This is a genomic window from bacterium, assembly GCA_037147175.1.
In the GTDB taxonomy this organism is placed as follows: Bacteria; Cyanobacteriota; Vampirovibrionia; order Gastranaerophilales; family UBA9971; genus UBA9971.
Genome location: JBAWVS010000003.1, coordinates 78,960 through 99,502 on the forward strand (window position 1 = coordinate 78,960; position 20,543 = coordinate 99,502).

A 20,543-nucleotide genomic window follows, 5' to 3' on the forward strand; every position below is an offset into this window, starting at 1 on the left:
TGAGAACATGACTAAAACAAGAATTTTAATAGCCATAGATGAACCCGAATGGGCAAAAACAATAGTTCAAACTGCTTATAATTTTATAGACAGAAAAAATTCCGAAGTAACTTTATTAAATGTAATTGAAACAAATATTGCTGAAGAAGGCTATTTTTACAGTAAACCGGAAAAATTTATTGAACATGAGGCAGAAAAATCAAACTTTTCAGTATTTGAAAATTTATTTGAAAACTCCGAAGTTGATTATAAAGGATTTTTATATAAAGAAGGCCATCCTGCGGAAACAATAATTAAACTTACCGAAAAAGGCGGCTATGATCTTTTGGTAATAGGCTCTCATAACAAAAATGCCATCGAACGATTATTACTTGGCAGCGTGGCTTATAAAGCGACACGATTTGCAAAAAGCTCTGTACTTGTAGTTGACAGCAAATGTCATATCGAAACAGAAAATACAGCAAATTTTTCTGTATTAATGGGTATAGAAACATCAGATGATTCATTTTATGCAGCAGAAAATTTATGGAAATTTATTGACAAAGAACGTGCAAATATAACCCTTTTAAATGTACTGGTTGAACCCAGCCTTATTATTCCTCCCGATGCATATATTTATATCGACATGGATAAAATTATGAAAGAGTCAGTTCTTGTTTCAGAAAATTTACTTAAACTCACTTCAAATAAACTTGAAGCGCATGGAGTTAAAGTTGTTAAAAAATATACCATTTTTGGTGATGCAGCCTCAATAATTATTGATGAAGCGGAAAAAAATAACTTTAACCTGATAGTTGTCGGTTCTCACAGCGGAAGTAAACTTTCAAGATGGTTTCTTGGCAGCATCAGTACAAAAGTCTATGAACATGCAAAACAACCGGTTTTAATAATAAAACAGCATTAATTTTTCTCAAGAATAATCTGGTTATTCTGCCTGTCTACAGTAGCTTTAAAGTCATTTATAAAGCTAAGACCTAGCAATCCTGCCATCTCTCCTGCAGTGCCTGAAGTATGCATGGGTAGATCTGCAACAAGGGCTTCTACGTTATAAGCTGCCAATCCGTTAACTTCAATTTTTTTAAGAATTACCTTCGGGGCTTCAATATAACCGCTTCCTGTCATAATTTTGATTTTTGGAGCATTCGCTGTTAATATCCCCAAACTATTTGCAACTTGAGTCGAAATTGTCACAAAAGATGCACCCGTATCAAACACAAATTTTACTTTTAGCGAATCATTCAGGTTTACATTATTTACAATAAGAATATTGCCCATTGTATTAACATTCAATACAGCTTTCGTAACTTTTGAATAAGAACCTGATGAATCGCCAAGCAACTTTAATCCGGCTCTGGAAAGATTTACAACTTCCTGATTTGACGAAGTTTCAATAATGTTTTTGTATAAAATTCTTGCACCATTATTATTTTTGTTTTGAACAAGAGTTATAGCGAGGTAATATTTTATAACTACATTATTGGGATCCGCCAAAAAAGCCTTTTTAAAATAAATTTCAGCATTTTTATAACTGCCGGAATTATAAGCTCTTACTCCATCTTGAAAATTGCCCGCAAAAGCTTCTTTTGGCAATAATATCAATAAAAATAATATAAATATTAATAAGGTTATTTTAATTATTCGCATAAAAAACTCCGATGTCTTATTTAAACTATCGGAGTTTTTTTATTAATCTTTAAAAATAATTATTTAAATTTATTTGTTTAACTTGAATCGCTAATTAGCTAAAATTATTGCAAATATTGATTTTTGAGAATGTCATCCTGAGCAAAGCGAAGGATCTGTCCAATTTATGATTTTAGCTAAAAATGCTTACTGGACAGATTCTTCGGGTTAAAACCCTCAGAATGACAATTTGTAAAAATAAATTAATTGGCGACCGGGATTATTTTTTATTTTATTCAGTAATTATTTTGATTCCCGAACTGGTTCCGATTCTGCTTGCACCGGCTTCAATAAGCGCTTTTGCCCCTTTAGCATCACTTACTCCGCCGCTTGCTTTTACAAGAAGTCCAAAAGATTTAACTGTTTCATTCATAAGTTTTACATCTTCAACTGTTGCCGGTTTGCTTTCTTTTAGCACTCCTGTTGAAGTTTTTACAAAATCAGCTCCTGCTTCTGCGGAAAGTTTGCATGCAGTTACTTTTTCTTCTTGGGTCAAAAGTCCCGTTTCAATTATTACTTTAAGTTTGGCTTTTCCTTTGCAGGTATCGGCTATTTGTTTAATTTCATTTTTAACCAATTCAAGATTGCCTTCTTTTAAAGCACCTACGTTTATAACCATATCGATTTCTGTTGCGCCGTCTGCGAGGCATTTTTTTGTTTCTTCAACTTTTATTTCTGTATAAGTGGCACCATGAGGAAATCCTGTAACCGCTGCAATTTTTATATCTGAGCCTTTAAGTGCTTCTACGGCGTTTTTTACTTGAATCGGATGAACGCATACAGCATAAAAACCGTATTCTCTGGCTTCTTTACATAATTTTTCAACGTCCTGTTTTGTAGCTGCTGATGAAAGCAATGTGTGGTCAACGTATTTTGTCAAACTTATCATTTTATACTCTCCAAACACTCTACCTATGAGTACTTTACTTATAATGAATAAATAATATCAGAAAAATGAATAAATCCGTTATTTTTCTTCATGTATAATTTAAGGTATAGTGCTTTAATAAAGAAATCAGGCATAAAAAATGAAACAAAAATTTTTAATAATTTTAGTATTGGTTATCTTCGTGCTTGTGGGCTTCAAAAAATCTTTTGCACAGCAGACTGAACCTTGTTTATCACCTCAGTCAGGCGATTTAATAAGAGTAGGCATAAGTACAAATAATTTTAGTTCTCTTGAATACAAAGAAATAAGCATTACCACAGACGCAGGCTTTATAGCCACCGACAAAAGTTCCGATACAGAAGTTATAAAAGCTGCTCCTAAAGACATATTAAAATTTCAAATAAATAAAGACAGCTTTATTATTTACCAAAACGATAAAAAAATTGCGGAAAATATTGCAGGACCGCTTGAAATAATAGCCGAAAATGATTATCCTCTACAGGTTGTCGGCTTGAAAAGAAACGGAAAACAGGCTGCTTACAGAGGAATTATTGAAATTACAAAAACACCTGGGAAAACTGATAAGTTGTCCGTTATAAATATGCTTCCTCTCGAAGAATACCTCAAAGGAGTTGTTCCTAACGAACTTCCTGTCTCCTTTGGATTAGAAGCTTTAAAAGCACAGGCAATTGCAGCGAGAAATTATGCATTAAGACCAAGAGATAAAGCAAATAAGCTCTTTGACGTATGTGACTCGGTTCAATCACAGGTGTATTTTGGCGCAAATACAGAAAATCCCATTTCTAACGAGGCAATAAAAGAAACCAGCGGTCTTTTAGCCTTGTACGACGGTGACATAATTCTTGCTCTTTACAGTTCAACAGCAGGGGGTTATACAGAAAATTATGAAAATGCTTTTTCTGAGCCGGGAAGCGAAAAATTCCCCGCAAAACCTTTGCCTTATCTGAAAGGGAAACCTGATACCGAAGGAACACTTCCTTTAAATGACGAAACTGCGGCAAGAAATTTTTATACTTCGTCGCCACCTGCATTTGATATAAATTCAGGGTATTACAGATGGACAAGAACGTGGACTGAAGAAGAATTAAGAAAAGAATTAAACAACAACTTTAATAAATTTTCAAAATCCAGCCTTCTGACTCCTGCGTTTGAAAAAGATACTGATATAGGCAAAATTAAAAAAGTGGAAGTATTATCGAGAGGTGTTTCCGGAAAAATAATAGCATTGTATATAACAACAGAAAAAGATTCCTGGACAATCAAAAAAGAACTTTTAATAAGAAGAATACTGACAACTCAAGGAAAAGCCCTTCCAAGCGCTAATGTTATTTTTAACAATATTAATGACGAAAACGGCGATCTTGTAAGACTTGAAGCTTTTGGAGGAGGACTCGGGCATGGAGTCGGAATGAGCCAATACGGAGCAGGTTTCATGTCAAAAAGCGGATGCACTTTTGATATGATTCTTCAGCATTATTACGACGGAATTTCTATAGGCACCAGACCAGTTATAATAAATTGCCAGCAAAGACAGGAAAAGGGAATTCGCCCTTTTAGAACGTCTTTTCCTGAAAACAATAAATCAAAAGAAAGCCAGTCATCACCAATAATACAGGAGTTTTTCGCGCCTGATGCTAAGGCTGATCTAATGATAGAAAATCAGCAAATGGTTGAAAATTTTGATTTTATGATAAATTCTAATAAGATAAGTTTAAATAAAAACTATCTTCCCGAGGGAACAATCAGGATGCCTCTTGATAAATTTATTATTAAGGGCTTGAATGAAATAGTATTTTATCCGTGTGAAGCGGGAGCAAAAGGTCAGAAAAAGAACTTTGCTTCTTTGGAAGACCTCAACGCATTCTCCTTGGAAAAAAATGTGAATAAAAATGTAAAAGTTTGGGTAGAAGTGGTTAAAAGTAAAAAATGAATTCTAAAAATATTTTCAGGGTTGCATGGTTAATAGCAGTTATTACTATAGTAAGTAAAGCAGTCGGATTTTGGAGAGATGTAGCCATTGCGCAAGCATATGGCGCTTCAATGGCAAGCGATGCGTATTTTTATGCATATCAAGTTCCTGCTCTGGCTTTAATATTGTTGGGCGGCGTCAGCGGCCCGTTTCATACAGTAACAGTTTCAATATTTTCCAAAGAAGATATATCAGGAAAACCCAGTCAGGATGCACAAAGGGCTTTAAATACTTTTTTGAATATTACGGGCGTTGCCTTTACGCTGCTTACATTTCTAATTTATTTTTTCTCAGAACCTGTAGCAAAACTAATAACAGCCGGAGGAAGTATCCAGCTTCAATCTATGGTTGCAGAACAACTTAAGATTATGTCCCCTATAATTTTTATAGGCGGTATTGTAGGAATTTTATACGGCATATCAAATGTTTACAACCGTTTTCTTCTTACAACATTAAGTCCGACTATGGCGAGTTTTGCAATTATAGCCGCATTATGGTTCGGGCATGATAAAACAGGCTTGATTCTAGCGTGGTCAACGCTTGCCGGTGCGGTTCTTCAGCTTATAATCCAAATTCCTGCATATTTTCAGGTTGGATTCAAATATTTGCCTGATTTTGACATTAAAATGGATAAAATTAAAAAAATAGGAGAAATTATTTTCCCTGCAGTGGTTGGCTGCACTATAGGGCAATTAAATATATATATAGATATGTTTTTTGCCTCTCAATTATCTGAAGGAAGCTGGTCAGCAATAAGCTACGCAAATAAAATCTTTCAATTCCCTGTAGGAATTATTATGACGGCAATGCTTGTTCCCTTATTTCCTGTTTTTTCTAACTTAGTCGGAAAAAAAGACTGGGATTCGCTAAGGTTTTATTTCCATAAAGGTTTAAGTTCATTATGGTTTCTTGCGTTCCCCATTTTTTCGATATTTTTTGTATTTTCACATGACACAATTCATTTTCTTTTCCAGAGAGGAAAATTCAATGCAGAAGACACAATTCTGGTAACACAGGCTCTTATTTTTCTTTCATATGCTATTTTTCCTTACGTAGCAAGAGATCTTTTAACAAGAATCTTCTATGCGTTTGATGATACAAAAACCCCGTTTTTAATTGCGGTAATGTCAATATTTACAAAGGCTGTAATGAATTATTTTCTGGTAAAACCTTTTGGTCTTGCAGGAATTACTCTTTCTACTGCGGCAATGGCAGGTATAAACCTGATATGGCTGTCTTTTCTGATAAGAAAGAAAGTTGATCTCGATTTTGGACGCATAAAAATTCCTCTTTTGAAAATAACCGGAGCAACACTGATTATGACCGCAGTTGCTTTTGGTTCGAATATATTACTGCACCATATACTCGGAGAAAGCAGTATTTTTCTGGCATTAAACCTTTTAGTCAGCGGGACTCTCTCAGTTATAACTTATTTTGTAATGACCCTCGTCTTAAAACTCGATATCGCCGAACAGTTATTACACAAAGTAAAAGCAAAACTCCTTAAAACTGATAAAAATCAACCTGTCGAAAATAATTAATAAACTGCTATGCGGCACCGCTGCCGTTAATTACAACAGGAATTGTTTTTAAGATAATTTGTAAATCCATTAAAATATTCCAGTTTTTTATGTATTTATAATCAAGGCGGACAACAGCATCAAAGTCTTTAATGTCAGACCTGCCGCTGACTTGCCACATTCCTGTCAAACCGGGAATCGTTTCAAATCTCACATAATGCCAGTCTTTATAATTTTGTAATTCTCGCAACAATGGTGGTCTTGTCCCAACAATACTCATCTCACCTCTAATTATATTGAATAATTGAGGCAACTCATCAAGACTGTATTTTCTGATAAATTTTCCTACTTTTGTAAGTCGAGGATCATTAACAGCTTTAAACATGATAGGATTTGTTTGATTATGTTTTTTTACCTGTTCAAATTTTTCTTCTGCATCAACAACCATGCTTCTAAATTTATACATATAAAATTCTTTTTTATTAAATCCCACTCTTTTTTGTTTAAAAACAGCAGGTCCTTTTGAGTCCAACTTAATTAATACAATCAAAAATAAAAACAATGGAGCCAATAAAATTATTGCTGTCGAGCTTAACACAACATCCATAACTCTTTTCATTTTCCACTGAAAAGGTTTTCTTTCGCTTAAAGGAAACGGTAATTCAAATATATGCAATAAATCTGCATTAATATTTATCTTATTAATACTTCGTTCGCTCAAATTAGCAAGCGCCATACTCTACTGTCACTCCAAATTATAGTGTTTATTATTTTGTAAAATTTTTAATTCTTATTCAACACTAATAAACTAAATCGATACTATACTATACATATAATAGTAGTAAGTAAATAAAAAAATGCAAATAGTTTTATTTAATAAAATGTAAAACCTCTCTCCACCCAAATACAGCAAGAAGCCGTCTTGTTAAAATAAAACCTATCTCTAAATATTTCTTAATCTTTACGTTTTGACAAATATATTTTATTAATTTAAATTAATAATGCTAAACTTATATTAATAAAATAATAATTTAGTATTAAAAGTTTTATCGTGTGAAGAAGTGAAGAAATATATAGCATTAGTTTCAATTTTATTATATTTATCAATGCCAATGGTCTATGCTGAAAATAATAGCGGGAATAAAGCAGAGATTTCGGCGCAAAATATAATTAAATCGCGGCTTGAATTTAATTCAAATAATTATTCCAGAAACTATGTTCTGGGACCAAATGATATTATCAGCGTTTTTGTTTATGATTCTGAAGAATTTAATCAGTCAAATATTCGCATTCAACCCAACGGCAACATTATTATAACTCCTTTGGGTGAAATAAAAGTTTCCGGAATGACATTGGAAGCCCTACATCTCTTGCTCGTCAATAAATACAAAAAATACCTTAAAGACCCGCAGGTTACTCTCATATTAAATGAGACAAGACCATTTGTCGTTTATGTTACCGGTGCTGTTATAAACCCTGGCAGTTATGAAATGAGTACAAACACTTCGAATAACCAGAGTTTAAATAATCAAAATACAGACGTTTTGTTGGAAAGAAAATCTCCTTTGCTTTCCAACATACTTGTTGCAGCAGGCGGTATTCAATTTGATGCTGATCTTGAGCATGTAAAAATCACCAATTCTTTTGATAAGAGTGAAATTAATGCTAATTTAATGAAGATATTGGAAAAAGGCGATTCCTCTCAAGATATTTATTTGATGTCCGGTGATAGCGTTTATATTCCCAAATTGGCGACACCTCTTGCGGTTAGCGAAGAAAAATACAAAAAATATGCTACAGCCACTTTTTCTCCGAAAATTGTTCCGATTAAAGTTTACGGCTATGTTAATAAGCCTGGTTTAATAAAGTTAGACAGCTCTGCTTCAATAACTTTAAATTCCGCAATTATGGCAGCAGGCGGGTATCTTACAGATTCTGCCTACGCTCCCAAAAAAATATTTATCAGCAGGGCTGATGTTTCAGGAAAACTCGTAACAAGAGTAGTTAATCCGATGAGCAACGATATAATTTTAATGCCTGATGATATAGTTTATGTACCGGAAAAACCAAGACCGCTCCTCGGCAAAACTTTTGATTATGCAATGAGAGTACTAAATCCTGTAAATACATTCGCCAATACATACAATAATTGGGCGCTTATGTATGATCCTCACAGATATCAAGTCATAGGTAAATAAATAAAGATATATGGATATTAATAATTTAAATAAAAGCAGATATATTCGTAATTTTGGTAAAGACAAAAAACTGATTGTTATTATTACCATTATTATTTTAATCTGGTCGCTTATATATCTGATGATTTTTTATAAACCTTCCTATAAATCCATTGCCAAAATCTGGATAAAAGATCTGACCGGTCAAGAATTTGTTACCAGCTTGGGTCATCAAAATCCTCTGGCATCACTAAATTCTGCACAAAATCCTCTCCTTACCCAGATAGAAATATTAAAATCCAATCAGTTACAAGATTTTGTTTACAACTATCGTCTGAAAAAAAAGAGTAAAACCAAACCTTTAAATTCTGATGATTTAATTGATGTAAAAAATAAAGAAGGCACTGATATCCTGAGCATAACTTTAACATGCAATGACCCAAAAGAAGCTCAGGATTTATTAAACGCCTCATTAAAAGAATATGACAATATTAACCTTCTTATAAACAGAAAAATCAGAACGACAAGACGTAAATATATTGATTTGAAGCTTGATGAAATTGAGAAAAAACTCTATGAAACAAGAAATAAAATTAAATTATTTAAATCTGCAAATTTGGCTATAAGCATAGACGAAGAATCTATAAAATTGGTTGACCAAAAAATAGCAACTTCATCAAAACTGGAAGATGTTACCGCAGATATAAACAATACCGCATCTTCAATCGTGGAATTGGAAAACAAATTATCACTTAAAGCCGGTGAAGCACTGGATGCAGTTGCATTAGGTTCAGGTAATCAATCTTTGATAAAATTAAGAGAAGATTTGAATACTTCTATACAACAGTACGAGTTTGATTCTTCCAAACTTGCGGAAACAAATCCCAAAATGATCGCCCAAAAAAATAAAATCGCAGCTATAAATTCTCAAATAAAAGATCAAATAAAACTCAGTCTTGGTAAATATGCTAAAAACAAAGGAATTAATATATTTGATTCGGTTAGAGAACAACTCGTAGAAAATCTTATAACGGCTCAAACCAAACTTATTGGTCTACATTCCGAAAAAAATTCTATAAACAACAGTATTACCAAAATTAATTCAGAACAGTCTAAAATGCCTGAAAAAATGTTTACACTTGATAACCTTCAACAGGAAGAACGAACTTTAGGCAGGGCTTATGACGAACTCAGAGAGAAACAGATTGAAGCAAGGATAAAAGAAGCTGAAGCTGTTAGCAATATTATCGTGATTGATTCTTCAACACTTCCGGAGGGGGCTTCTTTTCCGTCACGAAATCATGTACTTATAATTTCTCTTCTTCTCGGAATTATATCGGGATTTAGTATTTCAATATTAAAAACTTTGTTGGAAGATGTTTGTGATGACGTTGAAGAAATAGAACAAATTACAGAAACTTCTACAATCGGAACAATTCCATGGCTTAAATACCATATTTTAAGCGAGCCATCGGAATTTATACACAAAATTGCCTACAACAATATTGTTTCTAATCTCATGATCAAGTGCTATAAAAATAATAATAAAGTTTTAGTTTTTACTTCCTCTTCTCTTAAAAAACCTCAATCCTCTGTTTTATATTATTTAGCCTGCCGTCTTAAAAAGCTCGGCCATTCTGTTGCGGTTATTGACAGCGATTTCAGGATACCAACTTTGCTAAAAGACGCTGCCATAGAGCATAAGGTCAAAACTAACTTGTCTGATCTTATATTATCTCTTGAAACCAAATTCAGAACGACAAAAACAGTTGATGCGCAGGAAGTGTTAAATGCTTTAGTTGAAGATGAAAAAGGAATAAAACATCTCGGCAACAAAGAAATGGTTTTTGAGCCTTACGAATTCTTCGGGACTTCTTCTTTTGAATCTCTTGTCGGGATTTTAAAGGCCGAATTTGACTGGGTACTAATTGATACAGGCGCGGCACATATTACACCGGAATTTTTAATTATTTCGAGGTTGTCTGACGGTGTTATTTTATTTGTAAATAAAACCATTACTTATACAATATTAAAAAACATTACAAAAACTCTTAAAAATGCGGGTATTCCTATTATAGGCACTATCGTCCGAGAGTCAGAATCAAAATTAGAAAACGAATACAAAAAATATTTAAGGTATCAAGAAGATCGAACCATTATTGATTAAATAACTTGAATTGCTTAATCGCCAAAATCGTCGTTGCGAGCATAGCGAAGCAATCTATAAACAAATTGCCTGATCGAATCTAAAGCTTCTCCTCGCAGCAATTCGAGTTTATTAGTTTTTTATTACAAATGTAAACTTTATAAAACCGAAAATACAGGAGTTTAATTTTTTCGATAAAAGGGTTTAAATATAATATGTGTTGGTTTTTCTAAGAGGTCTTGTAATTAATGAAAAAAATTATAAGCTTGGTTTTGTTTGCTATAGTTTTGTTATCAGGATTATATTTAGATGTATCCCAGATAACCGTTCCTGATTATATAGATAAAATTTATCATTTTACGGGTTTTTCTTTAATAACAATCCTGTCCATATCTGTTTTTATTGCTTTTTTTGACAAAAAAGGTTTAAATATTTTCCTTATATTTGTGCTCATATTTGGAGGAATAATCTCAGCACTGGCCGAATTTGTACAAAAATTTACGATCACAAGAAGTTGCGATGTTAATGACTGGATAGCCAGTTTGTGCGGTATAATTTTTGTTGCTGCATTTACATATTTTGCTAATTGCAAGCGAGAAAGAAAGATGGAATTGCTTGAAGAAAAATTTGAATTATACTGAAACGGATTTGTTTCTGTAAAATAAGTTCAAAGCTATTTACAACTGCTCTTATGGTTCCACATAGGCAGGAGAAACAGTATACACATAAAAGCAGAAGCTATCCAAAAATACAAAGCTCCGTTCCAGCCAAACTTGTCAATGATTGTTCCTGTACCGACTCCTGAAAATATTGCGCCTATATAGCCAAATGATCCTGTAAATCCAGTTGAGGCAGAAGCGACTTTTTTAGAGCTTGATTCAACGGCACATAATCCTCCGATAAGCATTTGCGGACCGTAAGTAAATATTCCGATCAGCCCGAGGAAAACAAAATCCAACGCTTCATTTGAAGTATTAAGTTTCAGTCCTATTATAGAAAAGATTACTCCGATTAAGAAAAATACATTTATCGGCGTTCTTTTTCCTTTAAAAACTTTGTCAGAGAGATAACCCGCTGCAACAGTACCGATAATCCCGAAAAGAGGTAAAAAACTCAATTTCCATGCCGCAGTTTGCAAAGAATTTTTCTTTGCTTCTACCAAATATTTAACAACCCAATCTTCTGTCCCAAAGCGGATAACATATACGAATATATAAGCAAAAGCAAGCAGCCACATTGTTTTATTGAATAAAATATGCTTTTTGAAAATTTCAAAATAGCTTTCGTTATCCTCAGAAGTTTCAACGGTTTTGCAAACTATATTTTTTTCGGGTTCTCTGTATTCTTCAATATCCGGCAAACCTAAAGTTGTAGGCTTGTCTCTGAGCCTGTCAAACAGAAAAATACTTATGAATACAGAAATTATTGCCGGTATATAAAAAGCAGCTTTCCAGCCGAAGTGGGCAATTACAAATCCCGAAATAACAATGCTTAAAAAAGTACCTGTCTGGTGAGATGTTGACCACAAAGACCATTTTATTCCGCGTTCATTATTGGAATACCAGAACGTAAGACTTTTAGCTATTGCAGGAAAACCCATTGATTGAAACCAGCCGTTGCAACCCCAGAAAAAAGCCAGAGCCCATATTAATACAGTAGCTGAAGGCAGACCAAAGAATGTGAATTTCCCCGGAGTAATAAATACAGCACTTATAACAAAACAAAGATTTGCCAGCGCAGAAACGATTAAAGCTGTAGGCAGGAAAGTTCTTACATTTGAACGATCCGCAAGAATCCCGTTTACAAATTTTCCGATTGCATAGGTAAAATATAAAGTGCTTCCCAATAAACCGAGTTCTGTGTTTGAGTACCCTAAAGCAGCGCCCATTACAGGCATTGCAACAGAGATATTCTTTTTGCAAAGATAAAAAGCCACATAACCTATAAAAGCAGCATAAAAAATCCTTAAACGCCAATGAGAATATGTTTTTTTTATTTCATCTTGATTTTCTATTTCCGAAATATCTGAAGGAGCCTTAAAAAAATTCAAAAAAGGAATTATTATTTTACCGTATATGCCTGACTGAAAAGGTTTTTGTTCTTCAACCGATGCTTTCGTTGACGATAATTTAACTTCCATATTGCAATTCCCCGCATAGATAATAGTTAAAAGATTAATAAAATTTATTATCTCACAAAATTACAATGAAAACTTTTTCTTAGGGACTGCGGTTAAAGCTTATATATCTTGATTTTTTATTTATCAGACAGGCTCTTACTTACTCAAAACGTTGTTTCGTGCAAAATCATTTAAACTGGAGATAGAGTATCTGCTTATATCTGCATTATTATTAAAAGGCGGGGTTTGCAAATTAGGCTTAGAGATATTTTGAGGTGCAGGGTGCTTTGCAACAGGAGAATTATTTTTTGCAGCGTCATGTTTGCTTTCCATATATTTATTTTTAAACCAGGAAGCAAGAGGAGTTGCAATAAAAGGTACTACCACTCTTTTAGCAAGAACTGTGGTTATTAAGATAGTTGATATGGCTTTGAATCCGGTGTTGCATTTTTTTGTTATTTTATTATGCTCAATCGTCCGTTCAAGTTTTGCCAGCAGGTCTTCGCCAAAGTTTTGACCATTACTTAAATTATTAACGTAATTTTTATAATTTTCGGCAACATTCCCGAATAATTTGCCGTTAATTTTGTCCTGAACTTTTTTAGTTGTAAAATAAAAACCTGCTGCCAGTTGGGTTGCAATCATTAAAACTCCGTTTGCCAGGTCTAAAGAAGCAACGAATTTTCTTTTTTCTTCAGGAATATTATTATTGTTCATACTTTGATAAACATAAAAGCCGCAATTTATAGCATCTTTGGCCACATTTGCCAGAACCAAACTTCTTGCGGCATTTTCAGGATTTTTTTGAATATAATCCAGTATATTATTCATTGTTTTGCTTTTAGCAAGTTTTTCAAAAATTGGTTTAATCATAATTTATGCACCTGCTTTCAGGTTTAATTTTTCGGCATGAATATTATGGTTATCGTTTTTTTCCGCTTTTTGAGCTTTATTATCATTTAATTTAGGGAATGCTAACTTCATAAACTTTGGATATACCCAGTTTAGCAAACCGCAGGCAATAGGCAAAGTTATTAAAGCAATTCCTATGCCGGAAACTTCTCTAAATTTCATTACTCTGTTTGTAATAGCCTCAGCTTGAGTTTTTAAAGCGTCTATTCTCTCAGAAATCTTGTTGACTGTTGTATCATTAGCGGCGGCTATTTTAGGGTTGGTATATTTTTCTTTTAGCCTTGTAACTTCTTTCATAAAGTTATCGGACTTTCTTGTGTCTAATTTATAACCCAAGCGTCCTTCAGAAGCCATTTTGTCGATGATTTTCCTGATATTCATAGTAATTCCGACTTGAGAAACAACAGCTATAACTGCTGATATAGGCTGTCTCCATGCGGCGTAGGTTTTTGTGTCCTGATCTTCTTTAGACAAAGGATTATATTTGATCATAAACGGCGCAACCAGACCTGTACCCAGTCCGGTTATAATAACATTAGTAATGTCACCGGAATATTTTGATTCCGAAAATTTTTCGGCAAGCCGAACATACCATGCCTGTGTTTGCAAAAACCCTTTCCTGATAAGTTTGGACAGGGTCTGAACTTCGGCTCTGTTTGAAGAAAAAGACACAAGTTTATTATTTTTATTGAAATTATTTTTAATCTCAATAAAACTATTTTGCGAATAACTTTGCGGTTGAATTTTAGAATAAACTTCCATTTCAAATTCCTAGAACAAATTTTATCCCTTATACTATATATAAAACAGAAACCTGATAAAAATTGCTAAAATATAAAATTTTCAAACCGCTAATTTTTGGCAACAACTATTAAACATTCTGCAAGTTGATAATTTTCTTCTGTTGTTAAAACTATACTTCTGGGCATATTGTGATTTCGTTCTCCTAAATCTCCAGAATTTTGGTTATAGATTTTTTCTATTTGAAAATATTCAGAAATTAATTTTTTTAATTTGAAATAATCGTAACATTTAACATGGTGAGGATTTTTTTCCATGTTCCAATCGTTTGGCGTTGACAATATATAATAACCCTTAGGCTTTAAAACTCTTTTTATTTCCTGCAATTGTTTTATTTCATTTTCTATATGTTCTAAAGTTTCAAAAGAAGTAACGATGTCAAACGAATTATCTTCAAACGGTATTTCCAAAATTGAGCCTTGTTTGTAAGAAACATCTTTATTTGAGTATATTTCATTTGCATAATTGACGGCTTCCTGATTAAACTCAACTCCATAAACTTTTTTGGCTCTCCCTAATTTAAAAAGGCAATCTGCTCCATAACCAAGTCCGCTCGCTATATCCAATACGACTTTATTTTCTGTGTATTCACAGGCAAATCTATATCTGTCAAGATGAAAATCGCATCTGATTTTATTAAAAATATCAGTTCTATTTGCATCCATACGTTCTATTTTATTTTTTATTAAAAAATCGTCTGTAATAATTTTTTTATTACTCGCTTCTTGAGTATTATATAAATTATCAGATAAAGAGGCTAAATCATAAAAAAGCTTTAAGTCCGTCAGGTTTAATGCAGCTAATTCATTGCACATGCTTTCTCTGTTAGCTTTAGAGTTTATTAATACAAATTCAACACTGAAATCTTTAATTTGTTGAGGACTGATAATCGGAATTTCATCAATCTTGTGACCTTGTTTTAATTTATCATTATCAATAAATGCAACGACTTCAAATCTGTCTTCTTTTATATATTTGATATTATGAAAATCGCCTACTCCAAATATTGCCAATCTGCTTTTCATAAAATTTTCTCACTCTTATCCATTAAAAATATCTTTGATTATCTATATTAATATCCCAATTAACATTTATTCTGCAAATTTTAGCAGGAACACCTGCTATTAACAAATTAGGTTCTAAAAATTTCTTTGTAACCGTACTGTTCGTAGCCACAATAGAATTATCAGATATTTTTGTATTATTAAGTATTGTAACTCCTCCACAAATCCAGCAATGATCTCCTATATTAATATCTCCAGGAGGATTTAATCTTTTGTTAGTATTAATATCATAAATAGTGTGATTATCTGTTGTTGATAATTTGATAGAATATGCAAATAAACAATCATTGCCTATATTAATACTGGTATTTTCTTCTCCCAGAACAAATAAAATATCCTTCCCATTAAAATTGCAGTAATCTCCTATTAAAATATTTGAATTGTCAGCTACACTTTTAGGTTGGGGATAAATTAAAAAATAAACATTTCTGTTTATTTTTACATTATCACCAATATGAATATTATTATTATTTCCTACGATTTTAATATTTAAAAACCCTAAAACTAAAAAATTTTTGCCGAATATTATATTATTATTATCACCGGTTATATCAATTGATATATTTAATAATTTATTATTAATTTGTTGTTTGTTTCCATTTTCATCAATACTAAAAATAGTATTATTTATTCCGTCGATATTAAATCTATTTTCCATAAAATCACCAGACTCCACCCGATCTAAACACTACGCAATATTTTTCACAATCTATAATAGCATATCAAAGGTAGATGATATAATAAATTTGTTGTTTATCTAAATTTATCAATAAAAGGAATAATTTAGTGCCTGAAAAACACACGGAACTGTATTGGCTGATAAGGCAAAAAGATGACATATTGATTTTTTCTGATTCTGACGATGTAATTCAACAGATGGTTAATTCATTACATACAAATAATGCTTCTATAAACGAGTGGACGAACAAAAAAGCAGACCTGATTTTAATTGACAAAAATATTGATATAGATAATTTTGAAATAATCAAAAATCATTTAAAGCCCGACAGCAAAATTATTATTCATAAAAACAACAAAAAATTAAATGAAATTTTATCGGGTGAAGACCTGTTTTTTGAACAGGAATACGGGGATTATAATGTATTTTATAATAATTTCTTAAACCCCTCTGAACTTAAGTTTGTTCATCCGCTATTTGAAAAATATTTTGAAAAACTGGACACAAATTTATGCAGTTTTTCTAAACATTACTTTAATCCTTATATTTACAGGTCTTTAATACAGATTGGCACAAGAATCGAGAATGAAAAGCTTCTTAAAGACCTCTGTTCTAAAGTAATTGAAACTTATCCCGAAAATACTCCCGACAAAGGCGGTTGTTTCTGTGTTTTGGGCTATAAAAAATTTAACGCAAAAGCAAAAGACAATGATTTTTTTAACCAAATTGAATTTTATTGCCAAAACAATTTAAATTCACAAAATCCTCACGTAATAAGATGGATAATTTCTTTATATTTCCTGCTCGGGATATATTTTCAGGAAATTATTAATGACAAGAAAAAAGCCATAAAATATTTTGAGAAATGCTATAACACCGATTACAAAAAATTTAATTCGCTTATATGCACAAAACAGGTTTTAAGTTGCGCAAACATCGGTTATTTATATCTTTCAGAGTACAACAAACCTGATATGGCTAAAGAATGGTTTAAAAAAGGAATTGACAGAACAAAAGAAGCAATCTGTCTGGATTTAAATAAAACTGTCGGAGATGACGGTTATTATATTCCGTTCGGGTTCATTGAAACGTCAGAATTGTGCGATATAGCTTCGCAATGTGTTTTTGCTTATAATAACGCAGAAATTTATTCTAAAAACCGCACAGCCTTCGACAACGGCTTTAATAAAAAGCGATTCGGCTTGATTACTTATTGCCAAAAACTCGAAAAAGAGCTGGCAGAATTAAAAAACAAGGGGAATTAAAAGCAACATGCCAAAGGTAAGCATAATAACAGCAAGTTATAATTATGAAAACTTTATATCAGAAGCGATTGAGTCTGTTCTTTCTCAAACTTTTAAAGACTGGGAATTAATTATTGTTGATGACGGTTCGAACGATGATTCCATTGAAGTTATCGGTCAATATGTACAAAAACACCCTAATATTTCCCTTTTTACTCATTTTAACAATGAAAACAAAGGACTAAACGAAACAATAAAGCTTGGTCTTGAAAAATCTTCAGGAGAATATATAGCTTTTCTTGAAAGCGATGATTTTTGGGAAAATAATTATCTGAAAACAAAAATTGATATTTTCGCCCAAAATCCCGAGGCAAAACTTGTTTTTAACAATATAAATATTTTTGGCTGCGAAAATGAAACAGTTAATGCTAAAAAGCGTTTAATAAACCCTGTCAATGCCATAAATCAAAGCTATCACTGGCCAAAAGACTTATCTCATGTTTTTTTAGTGAGTACAATAATCCCTACGTTTTCCTGTGTTATGGTTGAAAAAAATGCTCTGCAAGAATGTAATTTTAATCTTGCTTTTGATGCATGGCTCGATTCGTGTTTGTGGGCGCAAATCGCTTTTAAGCACAAGTTGTATTACACAGATGAAAAACTTACACACTGGCGAATACATTCCGACAGTTACACAAATTCAGTTATTAACAAAAAAAATAAAAGTAAAAATATAAATAATTTTTTCTGTTCGCTTTTAGAACTTTTTAAAAAAACTGATCTTCAAAAATACACTTCAACTTTATTCAAAGCCTGCGTTTATAAAATGATAAATTGTAAAGTTAGGCAGCTTGAATCAGGCAAAGATAATTTTATTGAAGCAATCAAAGATAAAAAAGTTTATTTATATGGCGCAGGTTCTTTTGCAGAAGAAGTTCTGGAATATTGTAATGCCTTAAAATTAAATATTGCAGGTTTTATTGACGGAGATAAAACTAAATCACAACAAAACACAGGTAAATATAAAATATTTTGCAAAGACGATATTGCGACACTAAAACCTGATGTAATAATTATTAGCGTCCAAAACTGGGAATCTTGTTATTTTGAACTACTTACATATTTGATTGAAAAAGATTTAAAAATAATGCCGGTTTCAAACTTTTTTGAGTTACTTCGCTACAAAACCCTGCTTAATGAGGACAATCTGGAATTGCTTAATCAGGAAAATATAGAATCATTAGAAAAACTTTATTTCTCAATTTAAACTCTGTATTTTGTTTTTAGACATGTAAATGATAAAATTATTTCTGTGTTTAAAAAGATGCAGGGAGAGGATAATGCAATATACTCAGGCAAATATCGGCAGAATTTTTGCAATAAAATTTGATGCGGAAGAAGATATAATCTCCGGACTTAAAGATTTAATAAAAAAAGAAAATATGCAGGCGGGCGTTATCCATCTTATTGGTGCGCTTACAAACACAGATGCCGTTGTCGGCCCTAAAAAGAAAGAATACCCTCCTAACCCTGAATGGTGGAGCTTTAAAGATGCAAAAGAAATTATTGGGCTTGGCATTTTTGCGTGGGAAGATGACGAGCCAAAAATCCATCTTCATGCCGGATTTGGGAATAAAAAAGAAACAAAACTTGGCTGTATAAGAACCAGAGCAGAAGTTTATCTGACTGTTGAAGGCATAGTGCAGGAATTTATAGACACAAATATTACAAGAAAGCTTGATAAAAGATATAATGCAAGTTTATTAAGTTTTGAATAAATATCGAAATATAAATTCAAATTAAAATTTTTTATAACTTTTGCATGATAATATAATAATTCATGCATAAACTTTTAACTTTTTAGAAAGAAATTAAAGTGATTGAAAACGATTTTAAACCTGCCAGAAGAATAGTAATAGGAGCAGACAGAGCTGAAAGGCTTCCTCCCCAGAGCATTGAAGCAGAACAGGCTGTACTTGGCGCTTTGCTTATTGACCCTAATGCAATAACAAGAGTTGTTGAGTCTTTAAGACCGGACAGTTTTTACAAACAATCACATAAATTCATTTATACCACTATAGTAAAGCTTTTTAACAATAATGACCCTATAGATATTGTTACCGTTTCAGAACATTTAAGGACTATAGACAAACTTGAGCTTGTCGGCGGAAGAGCTTATATAAACGACCTTGCTCTTTCGGTAATTACGTCCGCAAACCTTGAATATTACTCAAAAATAATAACGGAAAAATCCGTATTAAGAGAGCTTATCAAAGCTGGAAGCGAAATTGCTTCTCTCGGCTATGAAGATGAACATGTAGAAAAAGCTGTTGATAGTGCTGAACAAATTGTTTTTGCAATTTCTCAAAGAAAAAATACAACTAATTTAACTGCTATCGGAGAACTTGTTCTCGATGGCTACAACCTTATTGAAAAGCGCTATAACAGCAGGGATGAATTAACCGGTGTTTCCAGCGGTTTCTATGATTTAGATAATCTAACGGCAGGATTTCAGCCGTCTGATCTGATAATTGTTGCAGCAAGACCTTCAATGGGAAAAACTGCTTTTTGTCTTAATATTGCTCAGGAAGTCGGAATAAAAAATAAAAAACCTGTAGCCGTATTCAGTCTTGAGATGTCAAAAGAACAGCTTGTGCAGAGGATGCTTTGTTCAGAAGCAGAAATTGATTCTAACCGTTTAAGAACAGGACACATGCATACAGATGACTGGGCAAAACTTTCAAAAGCTATGGGAGAGATGGGAGATTGTCCAATATTTATTGATGATTCCCCGGGCGCAACTGTTACCGATATCAGAGCCAAATGCAGAAGACTGTGCATGGAACAAAAAGAACTCGGTCTTATAATTATCGACTATTTACAACTTATGGAAGGCAGCGGCCCGAAGAAATTTGACAGGGTACAGGAAATTTCGCAAATTTCCAGAGGCTTAAAAAACCTTGCCAGAGAGCTAAAAACACCAATAATTGCACTTTCCCAGTTATCAAGAGCCGTAGAAGCAAGACAGAACAAAAAACCTATGCTCAGCGATCTTAGAGAGAGCGGAAGTATTGAACAAGATGCTGATATCGTTATGTTCATATACAGAGAAGATTATTATGATCCTGAAAATTTAGATAAAAAAGGAAAAGCCGATATAATTATTGCAAAACAAAGAAACGGTCCTGTCGGATCTGTAGAACTGCTCTTTCATGGCAGCATAGTCAAATTTAAAAACCCGGTAAATCCGAGAACTAATGCTTTTTAACAGGAGTTACGCAGCATAAGTTAAAGTCTTGTTGTCATTGAATTTTATAGT

18 protein-coding genes are annotated in these 20,543 nt (G+C 32.7%); 10 read left to right on the forward strand and 8 right to left on the reverse strand.

The genetic code is table 11. From position 1 onward, the window contains the following. The first annotated feature begins 7 nt into the window (after positions 1 to 7). Positions 8 to 904, forward strand: coding sequence for a universal stress protein (locus WCG23_01585; protein MEI8388553.1), 897 nt, complete (start codon positions 8 to 10; stop codon positions 902 to 904). On the opposite strand, the gene WCG23_01590 is transcribed toward WCG23_01585, so the two are convergent. Next, positions 901 to 1,644 carry a retropepsin-like aspartic protease gene (locus WCG23_01590; GenBank protein ID MEI8388554.1) on the reverse strand — a complete coding sequence of 248 codons (744 nt, stop codon included), beginning with the start codon at positions 1,642 to 1,644 and terminating at the stop codon, positions 901 to 903. The two genes, WCG23_01585 and WCG23_01590, sit on opposite strands and share 4 nt — an antisense overlap. Positions 1,645 to 1,915: 271 nt before the next feature. Beyond that, on the reverse strand, positions 1,916 to 2,569 hold the full coding sequence (gene deoC, locus WCG23_01595; GenBank protein MEI8388555.1) for a deoxyribose-phosphate aldolase: 654 nt from the start codon (positions 2,567 to 2,569) through the stop codon (positions 1,916 to 1,918). 142 nt (positions 2,570 to 2,711) lie between these two features. On the opposite strand from deoC, the gene WCG23_01600 reads away from it, so the two are divergent. Together WCG23_01600 and murJ are read left to right on the forward strand one after the other, a co-directional pair. Beyond that, a complete protein-coding gene (locus tag WCG23_01600) occupies positions 2,712 to 4,523 on the forward strand; it encodes a SpoIID/LytB domain-containing protein (protein ID MEI8388556.1) in 1,812 nt (603 codons plus the stop codon). Next, a complete protein-coding gene (murJ, locus tag WCG23_01605) occupies positions 4,520 to 6,103 on the forward strand; it encodes a murein biosynthesis integral membrane protein MurJ (GenBank protein MEI8388557.1) in 1,584 nt (527 codons plus the stop codon). Before WCG23_01600 ends, murJ begins: the two co-directional genes overlap by 4 nt. A gap of 7 nt (positions 6,104 to 6,110) precedes the next feature. Here murJ and WCG23_01610 read toward each other — a convergent pair whose 3' ends face one another. Beyond that, positions 6,111 to 6,818, reverse strand: coding sequence for a sugar transferase (locus tag WCG23_01610; protein MEI8388558.1), 708 nt, complete (start codon positions 6,816 to 6,818; stop codon positions 6,111 to 6,113). Between the two features lie 325 nt (positions 6,819 to 7,143). On the opposite strand from WCG23_01610, the gene WCG23_01615 reads away from it, so the two are divergent. From WCG23_01615 to WCG23_01625, 3 genes are all read left to right on the forward strand, one after another. Beyond that, the gene (locus WCG23_01615; protein MEI8388559.1) at positions 7,144 to 8,280 is read left to right on the forward strand and encodes a polysaccharide biosynthesis/export family protein; all 1,137 of its coding nucleotides are present in this window, start codon (positions 7,144 to 7,146) and stop codon (positions 8,278 to 8,280) included. Between the two features lie 10 nt (positions 8,281 to 8,290). Further along, positions 8,291 to 10,426 carry a Wzz/FepE/Etk N-terminal domain-containing protein gene (locus WCG23_01620; GenBank protein ID MEI8388560.1) on the forward strand — a complete coding sequence of 712 codons (2,136 nt, stop codon included), beginning with the start codon at positions 8,291 to 8,293 and terminating at the stop codon, positions 10,424 to 10,426. A gap of 227 nt (positions 10,427 to 10,653) precedes the next feature. Beyond that, on the forward strand, positions 10,654 to 11,046 hold the full coding sequence (locus WCG23_01625) for a VanZ family protein (GenBank protein MEI8388561.1): 393 nt from the start codon (positions 10,654 to 10,656) through the stop codon (positions 11,044 to 11,046). A gap of 32 nt (positions 11,047 to 11,078) precedes the next feature. Here WCG23_01625 and WCG23_01630 read toward each other — a convergent pair whose 3' ends face one another. The 5 genes from WCG23_01630 to WCG23_01650 all read right to left on the reverse strand — a co-directional run bounded on the left by WCG23_01630 (position 11,079) and on the right by WCG23_01650 (position 15,959). After that, a complete protein-coding gene (locus tag WCG23_01630; protein ID MEI8388562.1) occupies positions 11,079 to 12,545 on the reverse strand; it encodes an MFS transporter in 1,467 nt (488 codons plus the stop codon). A 135-nt stretch (positions 12,546 to 12,680) separates the two neighbouring features. Further along, the gene (locus tag WCG23_01635) at positions 12,681 to 13,397 is read right to left on the reverse strand and encodes a hypothetical protein (protein ID MEI8388563.1); all 717 of its coding nucleotides are present in this window, start codon (positions 13,395 to 13,397) and stop codon (positions 12,681 to 12,683) included. 3 nt (positions 13,398 to 13,400) lie between these two features. Further along, positions 13,401 to 14,198 carry a hypothetical protein gene (locus WCG23_01640; protein ID MEI8388564.1) on the reverse strand — a complete coding sequence of 266 codons (798 nt, stop codon included), beginning with the start codon at positions 14,196 to 14,198 and terminating at the stop codon, positions 13,401 to 13,403. A gap of 89 nt (positions 14,199 to 14,287) precedes the next feature. Further along, complete coding sequence (locus tag WCG23_01645) at positions 14,288 to 15,262, reverse strand: class I SAM-dependent methyltransferase (protein ID MEI8388565.1); 975 nt, start codon at positions 15,260 to 15,262, stop codon at positions 14,288 to 14,290. A gap of 22 nt (positions 15,263 to 15,284) precedes the next feature. Next, on the reverse strand, positions 15,285 to 15,959 hold the full coding sequence (locus WCG23_01650; GenBank protein ID MEI8388566.1) for an acyltransferase: 675 nt from the start codon (positions 15,957 to 15,959) through the stop codon (positions 15,285 to 15,287). A 128-nt stretch (positions 15,960 to 16,087) separates the two neighbouring features. Between WCG23_01650 and WCG23_01655 the strand changes: the two genes are divergently transcribed. The 4 genes from WCG23_01655 to dnaB all read left to right on the forward strand — a co-directional run bounded on the left by WCG23_01655 (position 16,088) and on the right by dnaB (position 20,492). Further along, complete coding sequence (locus WCG23_01655; protein ID MEI8388567.1) at positions 16,088 to 17,245, forward strand: hypothetical protein; 1,158 nt, start codon at positions 16,088 to 16,090, stop codon at positions 17,243 to 17,245. 7 nt (positions 17,246 to 17,252) lie between these two features. Then, positions 17,253 to 18,491, forward strand: a complete 1,239-nt coding sequence (locus WCG23_01660) for a glycosyltransferase (GenBank protein ID MEI8388568.1) — start codon at positions 17,253 to 17,255, stop codon at positions 18,489 to 18,491. Positions 18,492 to 18,564: 73 nt separating this feature from the next. Further along, entirely contained in the window at positions 18,565 to 19,002 is a 438-nt protein-coding gene (locus tag WCG23_01665; GenBank protein MEI8388569.1) for a DUF296 domain-containing protein, read from the forward strand. 98 nt (positions 19,003 to 19,100) lie between these two features. Then, complete coding sequence (dnaB, locus tag WCG23_01670) at positions 19,101 to 20,492, forward strand: replicative DNA helicase (GenBank protein ID MEI8388570.1); 1,392 nt, start codon at positions 19,101 to 19,103, stop codon at positions 20,490 to 20,492. Positions 20,493 to 20,543: the final 51 nt, after the last annotated feature.